The sequence below is a fragment of the Hyphomonas sp. genome, from assembly GCF_022844445.1.
In the GTDB taxonomy this organism is placed as follows: Bacteria; Pseudomonadota; Alphaproteobacteria; order Caulobacterales; family Hyphomonadaceae; genus Hyphomonas.
This window is the reverse complement of sequence record NZ_JALHLS010000008.1, coordinates 18,512-36,683: the sequence shown is the minus strand read 5'-3', so window position 1 is coordinate 36,683 and position 18,172 is coordinate 18,512. Positions and strand designations below refer to the sequence as shown.

At 63.9% G+C, this 18,172-nt stretch carries 14 protein-coding genes; 7 read left to right on the top strand and 7 right to left on the bottom strand.

All coding sequences use genetic code 11. The annotated features are described in order from the left end of the window. Positions 1-18: 18 nt before the first annotated feature. On the bottom strand, positions 19-1,095 hold the full coding sequence (locus Q0C17_RS10520) for a class I SAM-dependent methyltransferase (protein WP_291205561.1): 1,077 nt from the start codon (positions 1,093-1,095) through the stop codon (positions 19-21). A gap of 119 nt (positions 1,096-1,214) precedes the next feature. On the opposite strand from Q0C17_RS10520, the gene Q0C17_RS10515 reads away from it, so the two are divergent. Next, positions 1,215-1,931, top strand: coding sequence for a glycine zipper domain-containing protein (locus Q0C17_RS10515; protein ID WP_291205558.1), 717 nt, complete (start codon positions 1,215-1,217; stop codon positions 1,929-1,931). Here Q0C17_RS10515 and Q0C17_RS10510 read toward each other — a convergent pair. After that, a complete protein-coding gene (locus Q0C17_RS10510; RefSeq protein ID WP_291205555.1) occupies positions 1,928-2,677 on the bottom strand; it encodes a TlyA family RNA methyltransferase in 750 nt (249 codons plus the stop codon). The genes Q0C17_RS10515 and Q0C17_RS10510 overlap by 4 nt on opposite strands. Before the next feature lie 373 nt (positions 2,678-3,050). Here Q0C17_RS10510 and Q0C17_RS10505 point away from each other — a divergent pair, with 373 nt between their 5' ends. From Q0C17_RS10505 to Q0C17_RS10495, 3 genes are all read left to right on the top strand, one after another. Continuing rightward, positions 3,051-4,541, top strand: a complete 1,491-nt coding sequence (locus tag Q0C17_RS10505) for an amidase (protein WP_291205553.1) — start codon at positions 3,051-3,053, stop codon at positions 4,539-4,541. 172 nt (positions 4,542-4,713) lie between these two features. Continuing rightward, entirely contained in the window at positions 4,714-5,790 is a 1,077-nt protein-coding gene (locus Q0C17_RS10500; protein ID WP_291205549.1) for an efflux RND transporter periplasmic adaptor subunit, read from the top strand. Beyond that, positions 5,787-9,119, top strand: a complete 3,333-nt coding sequence (locus Q0C17_RS10495; RefSeq protein WP_291205546.1) for an efflux RND transporter permease subunit — start codon at positions 5,787-5,789, stop codon at positions 9,117-9,119. Before Q0C17_RS10500 ends, Q0C17_RS10495 begins: the two co-directional genes overlap by 4 nt. A gap of 3 nt (positions 9,120-9,122) precedes the next feature. On the opposite strand, the gene Q0C17_RS10490 is transcribed toward Q0C17_RS10495, so the two are convergent. The 3 genes from Q0C17_RS10490 to Q0C17_RS10480 all read right to left on the bottom strand — a co-directional run bounded on the left by Q0C17_RS10490 (position 9,123) and on the right by Q0C17_RS10480 (position 10,686). Further along, positions 9,123-9,794, bottom strand: coding sequence for an SDR family oxidoreductase (locus Q0C17_RS10490; RefSeq protein ID WP_291205543.1), 672 nt, complete (start codon positions 9,792-9,794; stop codon positions 9,123-9,125). A 30-nt stretch (positions 9,795-9,824) separates the two neighbouring features. Beyond that, positions 9,825-10,106 (bottom strand): hypothetical protein, encoded by a 282-nt coding sequence (locus Q0C17_RS10485; RefSeq protein ID WP_291205540.1) that lies wholly within the window; start codon positions 10,104-10,106, stop codon positions 9,825-9,827. A gap of 154 nt (positions 10,107-10,260) precedes the next feature. Beyond that, a complete protein-coding gene (locus tag Q0C17_RS10480) occupies positions 10,261-10,686 on the bottom strand; it encodes a hypothetical protein (RefSeq protein WP_291205537.1) in 426 nt (141 codons plus the stop codon). 206 nt (positions 10,687-10,892) lie between these two features. On the opposite strand from Q0C17_RS10480, the gene Q0C17_RS10475 reads away from it, so the two are divergent. Next, positions 10,893-11,870 carry a Gfo/Idh/MocA family oxidoreductase gene (locus Q0C17_RS10475; RefSeq protein ID WP_291205534.1) on the top strand — a complete coding sequence of 326 codons (978 nt, stop codon included), beginning with the start codon at positions 10,893-10,895 and terminating at the stop codon, positions 11,868-11,870. Position 11,871: 1 nt separating this feature from the next. Here Q0C17_RS10475 and Q0C17_RS10470 read toward each other — a convergent pair whose 3' ends face one another. Further along, positions 11,872-13,551 (bottom strand): DUF4332 domain-containing protein, encoded by a 1,680-nt coding sequence (locus tag Q0C17_RS10470; protein ID WP_291205531.1) that lies wholly within the window; start codon positions 13,549-13,551, stop codon positions 11,872-11,874. Positions 13,552-13,800: 249 nt separating this feature from the next. Here Q0C17_RS10470 and Q0C17_RS10465 point away from each other — a divergent pair, with 249 nt between their 5' ends. Together Q0C17_RS10465 and Q0C17_RS10460 are read left to right on the top strand one after the other, a co-directional pair. Next, on the top strand, positions 13,801-15,165 hold the full coding sequence (locus Q0C17_RS10465; protein WP_291205528.1) for a tryptophanase: 1,365 nt from the start codon (positions 13,801-13,803) through the stop codon (positions 15,163-15,165). Positions 15,166-15,248: 83 nt separating this feature from the next. Continuing rightward, positions 15,249-16,562 (top strand): cytochrome P450, encoded by a 1,314-nt coding sequence (locus Q0C17_RS10460; protein WP_291205525.1) that lies wholly within the window; start codon positions 15,249-15,251, stop codon positions 16,560-16,562. A 58-nt stretch (positions 16,563-16,620) separates the two neighbouring features. On the opposite strand, the gene Q0C17_RS10455 is transcribed toward Q0C17_RS10460, so the two are convergent. Then, a complete protein-coding gene (locus Q0C17_RS10455) occupies positions 16,621-17,961 on the bottom strand; it encodes an acyl-CoA dehydrogenase family protein (protein WP_291205522.1) in 1,341 nt (446 codons plus the stop codon). Between the last annotated feature and the right edge of the window lie 211 nt (positions 17,962-18,172).

Sequence of the window (18,172 nt, the reverse complement as noted above, 5' to 3'; positions counted from 1 at the left end):
CTTGAAACCGGAGCGCCCTCACCCCAACGGGCGGCGCCAGACTGTGACTTTTGTGAGAAAGGCCAGACGTTCGCCTTCCTTAACAAAGCCTTGTGACTCAAGGGCTTCTGTCAGGTTCCAGCCGAGATAGCCTTTATAGTAAGGCTCGTGGAACCCATGGGGGAAGTATTCGAGGAGGCCGTCCATCGAAGGATAGTCGCCGAACTGCACACTATCGGCGAGTATGAAGGCGCCGCCGGGCTTCAGTACACGGAATATCTCTGCAAGGACCTTGGGGCGCACCTTCGGCGGCAGCTCATGGAACAGGAAGATCGAGACGGCGATATCCTGCGAGGCAGCCTCCAGCGGCATCGCCTCAGCCGCATCATGGATGATCTCGGCATTGCGCCAGGGCGCAAGGCGCGCGCGGGCAGCGTCTGTGTAGGTCGGCGAGAGGTCGAGACCGGTGGCGCGCAGTTTCGGATAGACGCCCAGAACCTTCTCGAGGAAGCGGCCATTTCCGCAGGCGACATCCAGCAGCCGCTGGGTACGCTGATCCTTGCCTTTCAGCTCGCGGCTGATTTCGGCGAGGGCGGCGCGGCGCATCGTATCGGCCGTGCCGGAGAAGAGGGCCTCGACCTGCGTGTCGTAGAGTTCGGCGCTGTCTTCGGTGAACCAGCCGCCGGATTGGTAGTGGAAGTTCTGCAGGTAGTAGGCCGGGTAGCGGTTTGTGCCATCGGGCACCTGCGCGCGCACTTCGGTGCCGTCTCGCGCGAGGCGGCGGCGGTTCACGTCGGCGGAATCGCGTTGGAAAGCCTGCGCGGATTTCAGAGCCTTTGGCAGGGCTGCGACGTTCAGGTCATCCGGCGGGGGGTAGAGGCCGGCTTCGACATTGGCGCGGTCCTGCACAAAGAGGCGCAGGTAAGCCTTGCGCAGTTCGGCAAGGTCCGGGCGGCCGCGGGTGGGGCGAAATTCGGGCTCGCCGGGGCGGTCAAACCCGCCGGAGCGGCTGCGCGCGGCCTGCATTTGCGCGGCATACCAGGCCGAGCGCAGGCCCTGCCCGGCCGCATAGCGGGCGCGGCTTGCGGTGCGGGCGGCGCGGTCGATCAATCCCATGAAAGGAATATGTAGGCCGTATCCGGGCGCGTCCAGTCTTCAGGCTCCGTTCAGGTTGGCAGACGCAGATTGCCGGGCAACAAAGGCGAATCCCGTTTGGCGCCGAAGGAGATGTGGTGATGTTGAAGCTTACGATTGCTGCGGGCAGCCTTGGTCTGATGGCGCTGGCTCTGCCGATGCAGGCGCATGCCCAGTACGGGTATCCCTACAGCGACCCGGGCGTACGCAATGTGCAGTGCGAGCGGCAGAAGTCGGACGATTCAGCAGCGGGCACCGTGGTAGGCGCGCTGGCCGGCGCCCTGATCGGCGGCGCGATCGGCAACAATATCGAGAACGACCGCACCTACACGAAGTACAACCGCCGGGGCTATCCCGTGGGCAGCTACCGCGAGGGGCGCAGCGAATCCGGCAACGTGGCCGTGGGCGCTGTACTAGGCGCTCTGGTTGGCGGCGTGGCCGGCAACTCGATCGGCAAGGACAGCGGGCCGGAATGTCAGGTGGCCTATGCGCCATACAGTTATTCCTCGGCAGGACAGGGCTCGATCCCCCGCACGACGGACGGCCTCTATGGCGGACCGGAAGTTATGGGCCGGGGCGGATACCCGGCGCAGCAATACCCGTCGGGCTATGCCTCGCAGCCGTCCTATCCTTCGTACCCGGACTATCGCGACGAGCCTGTCTACCAGGAACCGGCGCGCGACTGCCGCGTGATCCATCGCGAGACGCGGCTGCCGGATGGCGACATCCAGCGTGATCCCGTGACGGCCTGCTATGATGAGCGCACTCGCGAGTGGCGCGTGCAGGACGGGTATACGGACGAGCCTTACAGCTACTAGACCCGCCTTGCGCAGACCAGCCATTCCCGGTTGCCATCGCCGCCGGGAATGGGGCTCGGCTGGGGCGCCTCGATGCGCCAGTCTTTGGACATGAGATAGTTCAGGAAGCCGCCCAGCGCGACTTCTGTTGCTTCATCACTGGTGACCAGGCCGCCCTTGCCGACGTTTTCCGGGCCGACTTCGAATTGCGGCTTGAAGAGCGCGATGAGCGTCGCCTGAGGCGCGGCGAGCGCGAGCGGCGTGTCCAGAACTTTTGCCAGCGAGACGAAGCTCAGATCACCGACGATCAGCTGGGGCGGCGCGGCGAGATGCGCCTGTGTCAGGGCCTTGGCGTTCAGACGCTCGTGCGAGATCACGCGCGGATCGGCGGCGATTTTCTCGTGCAGCTGGCCATGGCCGACATCGACGCAGGTGACGTGCGCCGCGCCGCGCCGCAACAGCACATCAGTGAAGCCGCCGGTGGAGGCGCCGAGATCGAGGCAGGTCAGGCCTGCCGGATTGACGCTGAACACGTCCAGCGCGCGGGCGAGCTTCAGGCCGCCGCGCGAGACATAAGGGTGAGCGGCTTCGGACCGGATGACCGCATCGCGCGAAAGCGTTTCGGAGGACTTGGCAATGACCTTGCCATCTGACGTGACGAGGCCGGCAGCAATGGCGGCCTGCGCGGCGGCGCGGCTGCCGAAGTGGCCGAGGGCGACGAGCATCTTGTCAGCGCGGTCTGTGGCGGAGGTGTTGTCATCCTGCATGCAGGCTCTCTGCCTTATCCCGGCGCGGGAATCGATGGGGTTATCGCCTTGTGAAAACAGATTTTGCTATCGGCCGCGAGCCGCCCCCCGCGAGCAGCAAGCCTGCCGCAGCGCCGATGGCTGGGCGTAGGAGATTGGGCGTGACCACATCCGGCGCCATGCCATCCAGCCAAAGCAGGAAGGCTGCGCCAACGAGCGTGCCAAGGAAGCCGCCGCCGAGGATTCATTGGATGCATGGGATGTCTCCCCGGTCAGACGGTGCGCCTGCCTTCTCAATACCGTCAAGGCTGACGTTGCCGGCGTGCACGAGGCCTTGCGCCCCTCGATGCGGAGCGCCACGATGCGACGCAACAGAATCCGGGGAGGATCGACCATGCTGAAACTATCCCGCCGCGCCATGCTGGCCGGCAGTGCGGCAACCGTAGCGCTGGCCGCCTGCGCGCCAAGAACGCCGAAGGAAGACGCGGCGCCGGCGCGCACCGTGCCGGCCTATGCGGACGGAGTGGCGATGGCGGCGGGCATTGCCGCCGGCGAGACCACGGCGCTGGAGCAGGTCGAGGCGGCCATCACGCGCGCCAAGGCGGTGGAGCCGCAGATCAACGGCATCGTTTCGGAGACATTCGAGATTGCCCGGTCAGACGCGGCAGGATTGCTCTCCGGCGCGCTTGCGGGTGTACCGAGCTTCATCAAGGACCTGATCGACTGGAAGGGCGCACCGACCCTGGCGGGCAGCCGAGGCCTCGCCGGGCACATGGCGACGACGGACAATCCGTTCGCGAGCAGATGGCGCGGCGCCGGGATTGTCTCGCTTGGCAAGTCGGCAACGCCGGAGGCCGGGCTGATTTCCTCGACCGAGCCCTTGTCCAACGGGCCGACGCACAATCCCTGGGACCTGACACGCATTCCGGGCGGATCGTCCGGCGGAGCGGCGGCACTGGTCGCCGCGCGGGTGGTGCCGTTTGCGCATGCGAGTGACGGCGGCGGCTCGATCCGCATTCCGGCCTCGACGTGCGGCGTGTTTGGGCTGAAGCCCTCACGTGACCGCCTGCCCTATAGCGAGCCGGGCGCGGCGCCGCCAATCCAGATATCGGTAAACCATGCCGTGACACTGAGCGTGCGCGATTCCATTGCACTGTTCCGCGCGGCGGAGGCCAATGACGGCACCTATCCGCTACTGGGAGATATCCAGCCGCTGACGCGCCGCTTGCGGATCGGGTACGCGCCGGAGCCCATCGGCGGAACAGCGCTGGCGGCGGAGACGCGCACGGCAATGGAAGACGTGGCGCAGCTCTGCCGCGACCTCGGACATACGGTGGTCGACTATACGTTCCCGATGGACGGGCCGAAGTTCACGGACGCCTTCATTCTCTATTGGGCGGCGGGCGCAGGCATGTTCGCGCAACAGGTGGCGGCTTTCTCCGGCAAGCCGGTGGGGCCGGAGATCGTCGAGCCCTGGACACTGGGCCTCGCCGGTATGGCGGTGAAACGGATCGGCGAGGTGCCGGACACGATCACCTACCTGCAGGGCTTCGAGGCTCAGTATGCGAGCTTTTTCGACTCGCTGGACGTGATCCTGTCGCCGGTAACCGGGAGCCCGGCTGTGCCAATCGGCGAACAGGCACCAGACGGGGACTTCGACAAGGTGATGGAGAGCGTGCTGCGCTTCGTCGCCTATACCTCTCCGATGAACGTGGCCGGGGCTGCGTCCATGAGCGTGCCGCTGGCCTGGTCGCCCTCGGGCCTGCCCATCGGGGCGATGTTCTCCGGCAAGCGGGGCGATGACGCACTGCTGTTCGAGCTGGCGCTGGAGCTGGAAGCGGCGCGGCCCTGGGCGGACCGTAAACCGCCGGTTTCCGCTGCGTGACGGCGGCTTTTTAGACCTTTCCTGAAGGCGTGACGGGGTTCGATTAACCAAGTTTCGCCGGATCTTTGCTGGGCGGAAAGGGCTGGCGGGATAAATATTGCGGGCGCGAAAGATGACTCTCGCGTCACTAAGCACTATCTTGTCCCCCGTCCTCCCAGGAAAGATCCCGTCCGTGAACCGTTCCGTCCTGATCGCAGCCGTTATCCTGGCTGTCATCGTAAGCTACTTTGGAGTCCGGAGCCTGATGCGCGGAAGCATCGGGTCGGAGGTGGCGCCTGCGGCAGCCGAAGGGCCCGCCCCGGCGCCGGATGCCATCGTCGTCACGGCGCAGAGCCAGCCCCATTCCCTGACGGTGCGTGCCAAGGGGCGCACCGCCCCCGACAAGTCCGTGACGGTTAAGTCCGGCACCGCCGGGACTGTGATCTCCACGCCGGTGCGCGAAGGCAATTTCGTCAAACAGGGCACCCTGCTCTGCGGCGTGGATGTGGAAGCCCGCAGCGCCCGCGTGAAAGAAGCCGAAGCCAATCGCAATGCGGCGAAGGTCGACTTCGAAGCCGCCGCCTCGCTCGCCGCCAAAGGTCTGGCCCCGGCGAACCGTGAAGCCGCAGCCCGCGCCACGCTCGATGCGGCGGAAGCTGCCGTGAACTCCGCAAAGGTCGAACTTGGCCGCACGCAGATCCGTGCGCCGTTCGACGGCATCTTTGAACAGCGCCTCGCGGAAGCCGGCGACTATCTGAGCCCCGGCTCGCCCTGCGGCCTGCTTGTAGACCTGAGCCCGGTCATCGTGTCCGCCGAAGTGACGGAAGCCGAAGCCGGGCTCCTGAAGCCCGGCATGATGGCCAATGCACTGCTCGCCGATGGCCGCACGTTCCCGGCCAAGCTGCGCTATGTCGCCCGCACAGCCAGCCCGCAGACGCGCACATTCCCCATCGAGGCCGAACTCGTCGCCGGCGACGCGCCCGTTGCGGCCGGTGTCTCGGCCACGCTGAACGTGCCCGCGGGCGAATTGCCGGCCACGCTGGTCGCGCGCTCGCTGCTGACATTGTCCGATGCCGGACAACTCGGCGTACGCCTTGTGCAGGCCGACAACACTGTATCATTTGCACCGATCCGCGTAATTGATGAAACGCCGGATGGCGCGTGGGTGACCGGTCTGCCGGAGCAGTCCACGCTCGTCGCCATCGGTCAGGACTATCTGAATGACGGTGTGAAAGTGCGTCCTGTGGCGCAAGGTGGAGCCCGGCCATGAACGGCCTGATTGACGGCGCTATCGGCCGCTCCAGAATGGTGATTGCCATTCTGGTCTGCTCGCTCATTGCGGGCCTGATGACCTATATCAGCATCCCGAAGGAAGCAGATCCGGACATACCGATCCCCTTCGTGGCGATCACGGTGCCGCTGGCCGGCGTGACGCCGGAAGATTCCGAACGGCTGCTGGTGCGCCCGATTGAACAGGAGATTCAGTCGCTCGAAGGCCTGAAGACCTTCAGCTCGTTTGCCGGCGAAGGCGCCGCACAGCTGGTTCTTGAATTCGAGATCGACGTGGATGTCGACCAGGCCGTGCTCGACGTCAAAGACAAGGTGGACATGGCGAAACGCTATTTCCCCGCCGACGCACGCGAGCCGATTGTTTCAGAGTTCAACGCGGCGCAGTTTCCCGTGCTGGTGGTCAACATCTATGGCGATGCGCCCGAGCGCGGCCTCGCCCGGATTGCCGAAGACCTGAAAGAGCGGATCGAAGCCGACCCCGGCGTGCTGGAAGCGCGCGTGCAGGGCAAGCGCGATGACCTGCTCGAGATCATCATCGATCCGGTGAAGCTCGAGGAATACAATATCTCCTACCAGGAGATCTACGCGGTCGTCAGTTCGAACAACCAGCTGATCCCGGCGGGTCTTATTGATACCGGACAGGGCAGTTTTGCCGTCAAGGTTCCGGGCATCATCCGCACCGGCGCCGATGCGCTCAGCCTTCCGATCAAGCGGACCGAAGATGCCGTCGTGACGCTGGGCGATGTCGCCGAAGTGCGCCGCACGTTCAAGGACGCGACCGGCCACGCGACATTCAACGGCGAACAGGCGCTGCTGATCGAAGTGGTGAAGCGCACCGGCGCGAACATCCTCGACACCGCTAACAATGTGAACGCCATCGTCGAAGACGAGAGCCAGAAATGGCCGACGACGGTGCGCGCGAAGATCACGTCCGACATGTCGGAAATGATCGGCGACCAACTGGGTCAGCTGGAAAGCTCGATCATGACGGCGATCCTCCTTGTGATGATCATCGTGGTGGCCTCGCTCGGCTGGCGCTCTGCCATGCTGGTGGGCATCTCGATCCCGGCAACCTTCATGATCGCGTTCCTGATGCTGGGCGCGTTTGGCTACACGATCAACATGATGGTGATGTTCGGCATGGTCATCGCAGTCGGCATCTTGGTGGATGGCGGCATCGTGGTGACCGAATATGCCGACCGGAAGATGGCCGAAGGCATGCACCGCAAAGAGGCCTACGCACTCGCCGGCAAGCGGATGTTCTGGCCTATCGTATCGTCCACGCTGACGACGCTGGCGGCTTTCGTCCCGTTCCTGTTCTGGAACTCGATGCCCGGCAAGTTCATGGCCTACCTGCCGATCACGCTGATCTTCGTTCTGACCGCCTCGCTCGCCGTGGCGCTGATCTTCCTGCCCGTACTGGGCAGCGTGCTCGGCGGCCGCTCGACTGAGGGCACGGACGAAAACCTGGCCGCGCTGGCCGCCAATGGTGACCCGCGCAGGGCGAAGGGCTTCACCGGCGGCTATGTGAAGCTGGTGAGCGCGACCATCAAGCGCCCGCTTCTGACGACGGGCGCCGTGCTGGCGACCGTCTTTGCGATTTTCTGGTGGTTTGGCTCCGAACAGCACAAGACCGAGTTCTTCCTCGATATCGAGCCGGAACAGGCCTTCGTCTTCGTACAGGCGCAGGGCGCGCTGTCGGCGGACGAGAAGGCGACGTATGTCAGCGCAGCGGAAGAAGCGATCTCGGACATTCGCGGCATCACAGCGATTTCAACCCGCACCGGCTTGTCCTCGTCCGGCTTCAGCTTTGACGGCGTTGGCGGCATCCCGCGCGACACGATCGGCCAGATCCTTCTGGACCTCAACACAACATCGGACGGCGACTTCAACGCCCGCGAGACGCTGGAAGAAGTGCGTGCCCGGCTCGCGGCGGTTCCGGCAATGCGTTTCGAAATCCAGTCGCGTGAACAAGGCCCGCCCGGCGGCAAGGACGTTCAGGTCGCGCTGCTTGGCGAAGATTCCGCTGAACTCGACCGCACCGCGACGCTGATCCGCAACTGGCTTGAATCGCGCGACGATGTGATCGAGATCGACGACTCCCGCCCCCTGCCCGGCGTCGAGTACCAACTCACCGTGGACCGCGCGGAAGCCGGCAAGTTCGGTGTAGACGTCGCCCAGATTGGCGCGGCCGTGCAACTCGTTACCAATGGCGTGCTCGTCGGACGTTTCCGCCCGGATGATGCGAACGAGGAAGTCGACATCCGCGTCCGCTTCCCTCAGGACGAACGCTCGGCCTCGGCCATCGACGCACTGAAAATCTCCACGCCGCAAGGCAACGTGCCGCTGTCACTGTTCGTAACGCGCGAGGCCGCGCCCCGGGTGAGCCAGATCGAACGGCGCGAAGCAAAGCGCGTCATCGACGTGCGCGGCAATGCCCGCGAACAGGGCACCGGCGGCGCAATTGTCGCAGAGCTGAAGACCTTCCTGGCCGAAGCGGACGTTCCCGCCGGCGTGGAAGTGCGCTTCGAAGGCGCGGACGAAGACACGGCGGAAGCCGGCGCGTTCTTTGTCGGCGCTTCGCTTGCCGCGCTGTTCATGATGGCCGTAATCCTGCTCTGGCAGTTCAACAACTTCTGGCAGGTCGCGCTGACCCTGTCGGCCGTGATCCTGTCGACAGCCGGTGTTCTAGTCGGCATCAACCTGCTGCTGCCCTATGTCAGTATCCTGATGATCGGCACCGGGATTGTCGCTCTCGCTGGCGTTGTGGTGAACAACAACATCATCCTGATCGACACATTCAACCGGCTGCGCGAAGACGGCCGGACAGCCGAAGACGCGGCCGTTGCCACGGCGGCGCAGCGTATCCGACCGATCCTGCTGACGACGGGCACGACAATGTTCGGCCTGTTCCCGATGATGATCCAGATGAACGTGAACTTTGCCGAGGGTGCATTGAACTTCGGCGGCGCAAGCTCCGAATGGTGGGTGCAGCTGGCAACGGCGGTCGTGTTCGGCCTCGGCTTCTCCACGATGATGATCCTCCTGGTAACGCCGGCATGGCTGCTTGCCCCCAACCGGATTGGCAACTGGGCGCGCCGGTTGTTCATTATTGTGCGCAACACGCCGGCCTGGGCACCGGACCTAGTGGGCAGCTTCAAGCGCCCTGCCGAACTTCCGCTGCAAGCCTATCGGCTGGTCAATGGCAGACTCGAACTGGCCAAGCGGTTTACACCGCCGCCGCAGGACGATCCCTACGATCCGCCGCCGATGCGTGAGCGTGACCGGATGCTGCCCGCTGCCGAATAGGCGCTACCAGGGCAGCGTCTTGCCTTCGAAATCGTAGAAGCGCAGCGCTTTCGACGGCTTGGAACCGGTGATGACCTTGTAGAGACCGGCCGCGCTGTCGGCGGGCTCGACCGGCGCGCCGTCGCCGCCCATGTCGGTCTTCACCCAGCCGGGATGCAACGCGAGTAGCGTGATCCCTTGGTCCGCCAGCGAACACGCAGCCGCGCGCAGGCCCATGTTGAGGCCGGCCTTGGAGACACGGTAGGCGAGGCCGAAGCCCATGTCTGTATTCTCGATTGAGCCGAGCTGGCTGGAGAGCGCCGCGGCGATTTTCGCCTTGCCGGCCGCGAGGTTCGGCGTCAGCGCATCCAGCACGCGGATCGGGGCGATGGTATTGACGCGCAGGATTTCCTCGAACCGGTCATAGTCGAGCCGGGTGATATCCGCCCGGTCACCGAGGCCCGCATTGTTGATGAGGAAGTCTAACGGCCGGCCCATGAGGCCGGCCGCGAGCGCCTTGATGGAGGCGGGGTCGGCGACGTCGAGGGAGTGCAACTCTGCGCCGGTGGCCTTCAGGTCTTTCGCGGACAAAGGATCGCGCGCGGTCGCGATGACGGTATGGCCCTTCGACTGGAATTCGCGGACGAGGGCGAGGCCGATGCCGCGATTGGCACCGGTGATAAGGGTTGTCGGCATAAGGGCTCCGGGGGCTGGTGTGCCGGAAGCTTAGGCCTTCGGCGTGATCCGGTAAACGGCTGTGGCCGTCATCACGATGCCCTTCGCCCCTTCGGCAGCGCCGCCGGTGAAGAGGATGGTGCGGGTCTTGCGGTCGATCCTTGGCTTGTAGGCGAGGCTGGCCGGGTCGGCACCGGAAGCGGCGACGTCGAAAGTAACGGAGACCAGATCCACTGTATCGGGGGCGCAAACCGTTTCGGCATCGGCGCGGATGGCCTGGACGAGGCGCAGCGCGATGGCTTCGTCGGCGCGGATCACGAGTGTGTCGGTCATGGCGGTCTCCTTCACGGGCCAAGCGCCTCTAGCGGGCGGCGAGGCAAAAGAAAAGGGCCGCCCCTGAGGGCGGCCCGGTTACTCGAGGCGACGCGAATGACCACAAAGGGTCGGGATTGAGGCAGCGTCAGCTTCGCTTCGCACGGCCAGTGCGTTATGCGGCGCGCACCCCCTCTCTGCGGGACGGCTCGCCCGCATGGCCAATCAGGTCACCCAAATGGCCAAAGTCATTCATGCCGTATACGGATTGCATCCAGCTGCCGATGGACGGCAGGAGCGTGCCGATGGCCTTGTGGTCAAGACCGGCTTCCTGGAGTGCAGAAATCATGGAGAGGGCGACGCGGCGGCGACCGCCGGGGGTCTGTTCGATCAGGCGCGCGATCTCGCCCGTCGGGGCGCCGATCTCGTCGCCGGTCCGCGCAGCGAGAACGCGCGCGCCGGGAACCTTCTTGAACATGACTTCAGCGAGCGGGCTGCCCTGGCGCTCAGCGCCGTTCAGGACGATGCCAAGCGCACGCTTGGAAACAGTGTCCGCGAGGCCATTGCATGTAGCGATGTGCGCTATCAGATCAATCATCATTGGCAAAGGCACTCCTAGGATCAATGGCCTCGGGACACCCCCAACTTCGCTGCGCGTGGTTTCCGGAATCTTACCGGCGTGAACTTTTTTTCACCCCGGATGAAGAAAGCGATTAAGCCGCGTTAGGCTGGGGTAAACAGACGGCGCAGATTTGTTTACGGTTGCTGTAATGTTGCGCGCAGAAGCGCGCAAAATCAGGAGGTTTGATGATCCGCATCGGCATTCTCGGGGCCGCAAAGATTGCGCCCATCGCACTCATCAAACCTGTGAACAAACGGGACGACTGCGAAGTCGTCTGCGTCGCGGCGCGCGACCGTGCCCGTGCGCGCGCCTATGCGGACACCCACGCCATTCCGGAGATCGCCGACAGCTATGAAGCGCTAATCGCGCGGCCGGACATCGACCTTGTCTACAATGCCCTGCCACCCAACCGGCATGCGGACTTGTCCATCAGGGCGCTTGAGGCCGGCAAGGCTGTGCTGTGCGAGAAGCCGTTCGCGATGAACGCTGGTGAAGCGCGCGCCATGGCGCAGGCATCGGCGCGCACGGGCCTGCCGCTGATCGAGGCCTTTCACTACCGCCATCATCCGATGTTTGAAGAAGTGCTGGCGCAGGTACAGTCTGGGGCCATCGGCCGGCTGTGCGCGATCCGGTCGGAGTTTTCGGTGGCGATCCGGTACCGGCCGGGCGAGCTGCGCCATGATCCGGGGCTGGGCGGCGGCGCGCTCATGGACCTTGGCTGCTACGCGCTGCACTGGGCGCGCACCGTGGCAGGCAGCGAGCCCCGCGTTGTGTCCGCCGTGTCGAAGGCGAGCCCGCAGGGCGTAGACCTCACCACCACGGCCAAACTGGAGTTCGCCAGCGGCGTCACGGCGCTGGTGCGCACTTCCATGGCGGAGGGTCAGCGCTACAAGGCGCTTCTGGCGATCCAGGGATCGGAAGGTACGCTGGTCGCGCGCAATCCCCTTCACCCATCGCTCGGTCATTCGATCACGCTGCGCCGCGGCCTGTCGATCAAACGCTACACCGTTCCGGGCGAGACGACGTTCGACCATCAGCTTGCGCATGTCGTCCGGGTGCTGGAGACAAGTGCGCCGCCCCTGACAGGCGGCGCAGATGCAGTGGCCAACATGGCGCTGATCGATGCAGTGTATGCGGCCGCCGGACTTGCGCGGCCGGAGTAGCTCAGGCGGCGTACTGCGCCATCTCGATCCACTCTTCCACTTCATCCTCGTGCAGAACTTGGTCATCGCGCAGAACGCGCTCGCCTTCCGGTGTCGACAGGAATTCCATCGCGAGTTCGAAGATGGTGTGAGCAGAGGCGCTGGCGAGATCCGCGCGCGTGGTGATACCGGCTCCAACGAGCAGCTGCGCATCGTGTACGCGCAGGCCGGGCACATCCATCATCAGTTCTGTCTGGGCCTGCCAGGTGCGGATGGCATCGGCCGTGATGTGGCGGACATTGATTTCCAGTTCCACCATTTCCGGATCACAGTCGAGCAGGTCGCCGATGGTGGTGATGCCGGCCTTGGCAAGTTGCTTGGCGGTCTTGCGCCCGATGGAAGGCGCCTCGACGACCGGGTCGTCACGCGTGATGGACGCCATGCGGCGGGGCGCCTGGTCGTCCTCGGGCTCGGCCCCGGGCGCAGGCGGCGGCGCCGGAACCTGCTGGTCGAGCAAGAGTTCTTCCGGCTCTTCGGCCATCACTTCAGGCGCGGTTTCCCCTTCTGCTTCAACAGCTTCCTGTTCGGGTTCCGGTACGATGCGCTTGCGCGTGCCAAGAAGGCCGCGAGCGGGCACTTTCACCGGATCGCGGCGGTGGATCTCGGCAAGTTCCGTCGGCGGCACGTCGTCAACCGGCGCTGCAGCCTCCACTGCCGGCTCCGGCGCCGTGGCAAGGCGGTTCTCGTTCAGCGTGCCGAGCGGAGCGATCTCCTCAGCGTTCAGTACCTTCAGCGGGATGCGGCGCACTTCCTTCGCATGCAGCGCGCGGATCGCCTTGTCGTCATCGGGTAGCGTCTTGATGACCTTCCCGGTCTTCTGGAACTCGGCAAACATCCGCTCGACCGTGCGCTTGTCGGCGGCGTCCTCTAGCTTTGCCGTGACCCAGCGCAGCGGAATGTCGAGCGTCTCGATATAGCCCTGCAGCGTCAGGTTCACCTTCGGCGGCGAGACGGCAGCCTCTTCGATGCCGCGTGACAGGATCAAAGCGAAGCCAGCAGTGGCATAGCCGACGAGATCGGCAATTGCGGCGCGCATGGTTTCATCGAGGCCGGCCGGCGGGTCGGCGACACCTGCGTCGAGGTCATAGTGGTCGATGAAGGTCTGGTAGTGGACATGGCTGCGCTCGGCGCCGGCGCGGACCATGTCGGAGACGAAGCCCATGTTGTCCGGCACGTTGATCTCTGGATAGCCGTTGGCCGCGATGCGGGCGTCGATCTCGTCGCGCGACTTCGCGATGCTCCACTCCACCGCGCGGTGGATGACGCCTTCGGCTTCAGTCTGGCCGGTGTGGAAGGGCTGGATCGGATCGGCGTAGTAGTGGCTGAGCACGCCGAACGCATAGGCAGCCTCGCTCCAGCGCTTCTTCGCCAGCAGCTCCACGCCGCGCGCATACCATTCCATTGCCTTTGCGCGCGCGCCGCCCCACTCGCCTTCGCTGATGTGCAGGACATGGTTCTTGAAATCCTTGAACTCGGCATCCGGCGCCTTGGCGCCCTTCAGCAGATGCTCGTGATGAACCAGGAAGAGCGACTTCCAAGCTTCGCCCTCGGCGCCGGAGATCAGGGACAGCGCATCGAACGCGATGTAATGATGCGTCGAGCGGCAGCGGTGATTCCGGATCACGCGTTCAAGCAGGGTCATGGCCGGGTCCTTCGGAGGATCATTCGATTCAATGCCGGGAGACTCCGCCAAGATGGTGAATGCGCTGTTAACCCGGCCTGCCCCGCTTGGCAGCGGGCGCGGGCTCATGGTATGGCCGTGCCATCGCAACAGGCGCTGAGCGCGGCCGTCTTCCGGAACACCGGAGAGGCAACCGCGGCGCAGGAGGTTCCTGTGCGCGGAGCGGCAAAACCGCTTCTCACTCAGGGACGTAACGCCCAGGAGTGACCCATGAAGACCATCATCGAACCGTTCCGCATCAAGTCCGTCGAGCCGATCCGGATGACCACGCGCGCCGAGCGCGAGCGCCTCCTGAAGGCGGCGGGTTACAATCTATTCAAGTTGCATTCCGACGATGTGATCATCGACCTGCTCACTGACAGCGGCACCTCGGCCATGAGCAGCGCCCAGTGGGGCGCCGTGATGATTGGCGACGAGAGCTATGCTGGCGCGCCGAGCTTCTACAGGTTCGAAGCAGCGGTGAAGGACCTGATGGACTTCCGCCACATCATCCCGGCGCATCAGGGTCGCGCGGCGGAGCATCTCCTGTTCACACTTATCGCGAAGACAGGCGACTTGATCCCATCCAACACGCATTTCGACACGACGCGCGGCAACATCGAGGCCATGGGCGCCGAGGCGCTGGACATCCCGATTGCGGAGGGGCGCGTGCCGTCGCTCGACCATCCATTCAAGGGAAACATGGACCTTGCGGCACTGAAAAGCGTGCTCGAGGAACAGGGCCACCGGATTCCGGCGGTGATGATGACCATCACCAACAATGCTGGCGGAGGCCAGCCTGTCAGCCTCGAGAACATCCGCGCCGCAGCAGCGCTCGCGAAAGCACATCGCAAACCGTTCTATATCGATGGCTGCAGATTTGCTGAGAATGCCTGGTTCATCAAGCTGCGCGAGCCAGGACAGCAGGATCGTCCGATCAAGGATATTGTACGCGACTGCTTTGCCATAGCCGACGGCATGACGATGAGCGCCAAGAAGGATGCCTTCGCCAATATTGGCGGCTGGCTGGCGCTGAACGATGATGCGCTCGCCGAACGCGCTCGCACGCTGCTGATCCAGACCGAGGGCTTCCCGACTTATGGCGGCCTAGCCGGCCGCGACCTCGACGCCATCGCGCAGGGCTTGAAGGAGATCATCGACGAGGACTACCTTCGCTACCGAGTACGAAGCAATTCCTACATTGCCGAACGCCTTGACGCGATGGGCATTCCGGTCGTGAAGCCGGCGGGCGGGCATGCGGTTTTCATCGACGCGCGCGCCTTCCTGCCCCACATCCCGCCGTTGCAATACCCTGGCCAGGCGCTGACCTGCGCGATGTACGAAGCTGGCGGCATCCGCGCCTGCGAGATCGGCACGGTGATGTTCGGCCGCAAGCCGGATGGCACTGAGGCGCCTGGTGCAATGGACCTCGTCCGGCTCGCCATGCCGCGGCGCGTCTATACGCAGAGCCATGCGGACTATGTGGTCGAAGTCCTGGAGGAAGTCGCCGCCGCAAAGAACAGCCTGCAAGGAATGCGTATCATCAAGGAACCCCCGATGATGCGCCATTTCACGGCGGAGTTTGCGAAGCTTTGATCGGGCGCCCCATTCTCAGCGCTTGACGCCGCCGCCGTGCGCCTCTTCAGTTGTGCAGAAGAATTCAACGGGAGGAGAGACACATGGCCGAAGATGGTTCGCCGTCGCTGTTTGAAGGCTTCAAGCGCGGGCGGCTGGATGACGAGATCGTCAATCCGGAACTCTATGCCACGGAAGAGATCCACGGCGTCTATACGAAGCTGCGCCATGAAGACCCCCTGCACTGGACCGAGCCGGACGGCTTCCGCCCCTTCTGGTCGGTGACGAAGCTCGCCGACATACTCGAAATCGAACGCCAGCATCCGATTTTCATCAACAGTGCGCGCACTTATCTGAGCCCCAAGGCGGGCGAGGAGTGGATCCTGTCGATGACCGGCGACAGCCATCTCTTCCGTACGCTGGTGGACCTTGACGATCCGCAGCACATCAAGCTGCGCGCGCTGACGCAGGGCTGGTTCATGCCGCCGAACCTGCGCAAGCTGGAGGAACGGATTGCCGGCCTCGCCAAGGAACATGTGGACCATATGGCGAGCCTTGGCGGCGAGTGCGACTTCGTGAAGGAAGTGGCGCTCTGGTATCCGCTGCGCGTGATCAACTCGATCCTTGGCATTCCCCGGTCGGATGAGAAGTTCATCATGAAGATGACGCAGGAAATCTTCGGGCCGGGCGATCCGGATGTGGCGGCCGAGAGCGACAATATTGCCGAAGACGGAAATTCGGTGACGAGCGACCAGGGCGTGAACCTGTTGCAGACGGCACAGGAACTGTTCGCCTATTTCGGCGCGATCACCGAAGCGCGACGTGCGCAGCCTACGGATGATCTTGCGAGCGTGATCGCCAATGGCAGGATCGACGGCGTGCCGATCGGTGAGCGCGAAGCAATGAGCTATTACATCATCGTCGCAACAGCCGGTCACGACACGACGAGTTCAACTGCCTCCGGCGGCCTCTTGGAACTGATCCGTCGGCCGGACCAAATGCAGAAGTTGAAGAATGACCTGTCGCTCCTTCCGAACGCGGTGGAAGAGATGATCCGGTGGGTTACCCCGGTAAAGCATTTCATGCGCACGGCGACGCAGGACTATGAGCTGCGCGGCAAGACGATCCGTAAGGGTGATGGCCTGGCGTTGTTCTACTGGTCGGGCAACCGCGACGAGGACATTTTCGACCAGCCCTTCGAGTTCCGCGTCGACCGGGACGTGAAGAAGCAGGTAGCGTTCGGGCACGGCGTGCACCTTTGCCTTGGCATGCATCTCGCCCGAATGGAAATCCGCGCCCTGTTCGCCGAACTGTTGCCGCGCCTTAAATCCATCGAGCTCGCCGGCGATCCGAAGAATACGCGGGCGAATTTCGTCTCGGGACTGAAAACCCTGCCCGTGCGCTATGTGATCGACTGACAACAAAAAGCCTCCGTGCACCGCACGGAGGCTTTCTGCTCGTTGCGGCGCTGGCGGCCTAACGGACGGCGAAGTCCGTCGGCTCCACGCTCTTGCCATCCTTGCCGGTTTCGCCCTTCGGCTGGCCATGTTTGTTCGGGCCCATGAAGCCGAAAAGATGACCGGCAACTTTCCGGATCTGGATCTCCTCCGAGCCTTCGGTGATCCGGTAGCGGCGGTGATGGCGATAGATGTGCTCGAACGGCTTGTGGCGGGAATAGCCGATACCGCCGTGCACCTGCATTGCGCGGTCTGCGGCTTCGCAGACGAGGCGGTTTGCGTAGTAGTTGCACATTGAGACCTTGTCCGAGAGCCGGATGGCCACTTCCGGTTTCGACATCTGGTCCATTTCCCATGCCGTCTTGAAGATCAGCAGGCGGAGCATCTCGGCCTGAGTGGCGAGTTCCACCAGCGGGAACTGGATCGCCTGGTTGGTCGACAGCGGCTTGCCAAAGGGCTTGCGCTCGTTGGCGTACTTCACACTCTCGTTGATACAGTAGATCGCGGCGCCGCAGGAAGAGGCCGCCTGTCGAATGCGGTTCTCGTGCACGAAGTGCTGAGCCAGGGCGAGGCCACCTTCCGGCGGGCCGAATACGGCGTCTTCCGGCACCCATACATCCTTGATGGTGAGGCGCGGGTGGTCCGTCGGCATGTTGAAAGTCCACATGTATTCTTCGATGATCACGCCGGGGTCACGTGCCGGGATGATCAGGCAGGTGATGCCCTTCGCGTCGCCGTCCTTGCCGCTGGTGCGGCAGAACAGCATGATGTGCGTGGCTACGTGCATGCCGGTGATCCACATCTTCTCGCCGTTGATCAGCCAGCCATCCTTGCCGTCCTTTTTCGTCCTTACGGCGCGGGTTTCCATGTGCGTGGCGTCGGAGCCGTGATGCGGCTCGGTAAGACCGAAGCAGGCGATGAACTTGCCTTCGAGCGCAGCGGCGGCGAGGTGCTTCTGGTCCGGGCGCGCAAAGTCGCGGAGCATCAGTATCTGCGGGAAGTTGCCGACGATCGAGTGCTCGTTCTGGAGGTCGTTGTGCAGACCGAGACCCTGGCGGGCAAAATGCTCGCGGATGATCGCCATGCCGAGGTTGGTGCCATCCTGGCCGCCGAACTCTTTCGGGAGCGCATAGCGAAGGTGGCCGGCCTTGTCGGCGCGCTTCTTGGCTTCGCGCAGCAGCTGTTCCCATTCAGGACGCGGCAGGCCTTCGTTTTCGAAGTCGGTGCGCGCCCATTCGCGGCGGTGATCGAAGAAGCGCTCGTTGTCGTCCTGCGCCTGCAGGGGCTTGATCTCGTCTTCAATGAATTTGTCGAGCACGACCAGATAGTCGGCGATGTCCTTTGGAATATTGAAGTCCATGTCTCTCTCCCTTGCCTTGCAGCGCTGAGGGCACCATACGCCTGCCACGCGAGGCGGCAATTTGTGCCGCCGGGGCAAGGCGCGATGCTGCACCGCAACATATGGAACGAACCGTTCTCCAATAATTCTGAATTGAGCGCTCTGAACGCTTGACCAATTATTCAGCGTTCTTTAGTCATAGCTCTAGGCGCAAGCCTGATCACCGAATGCA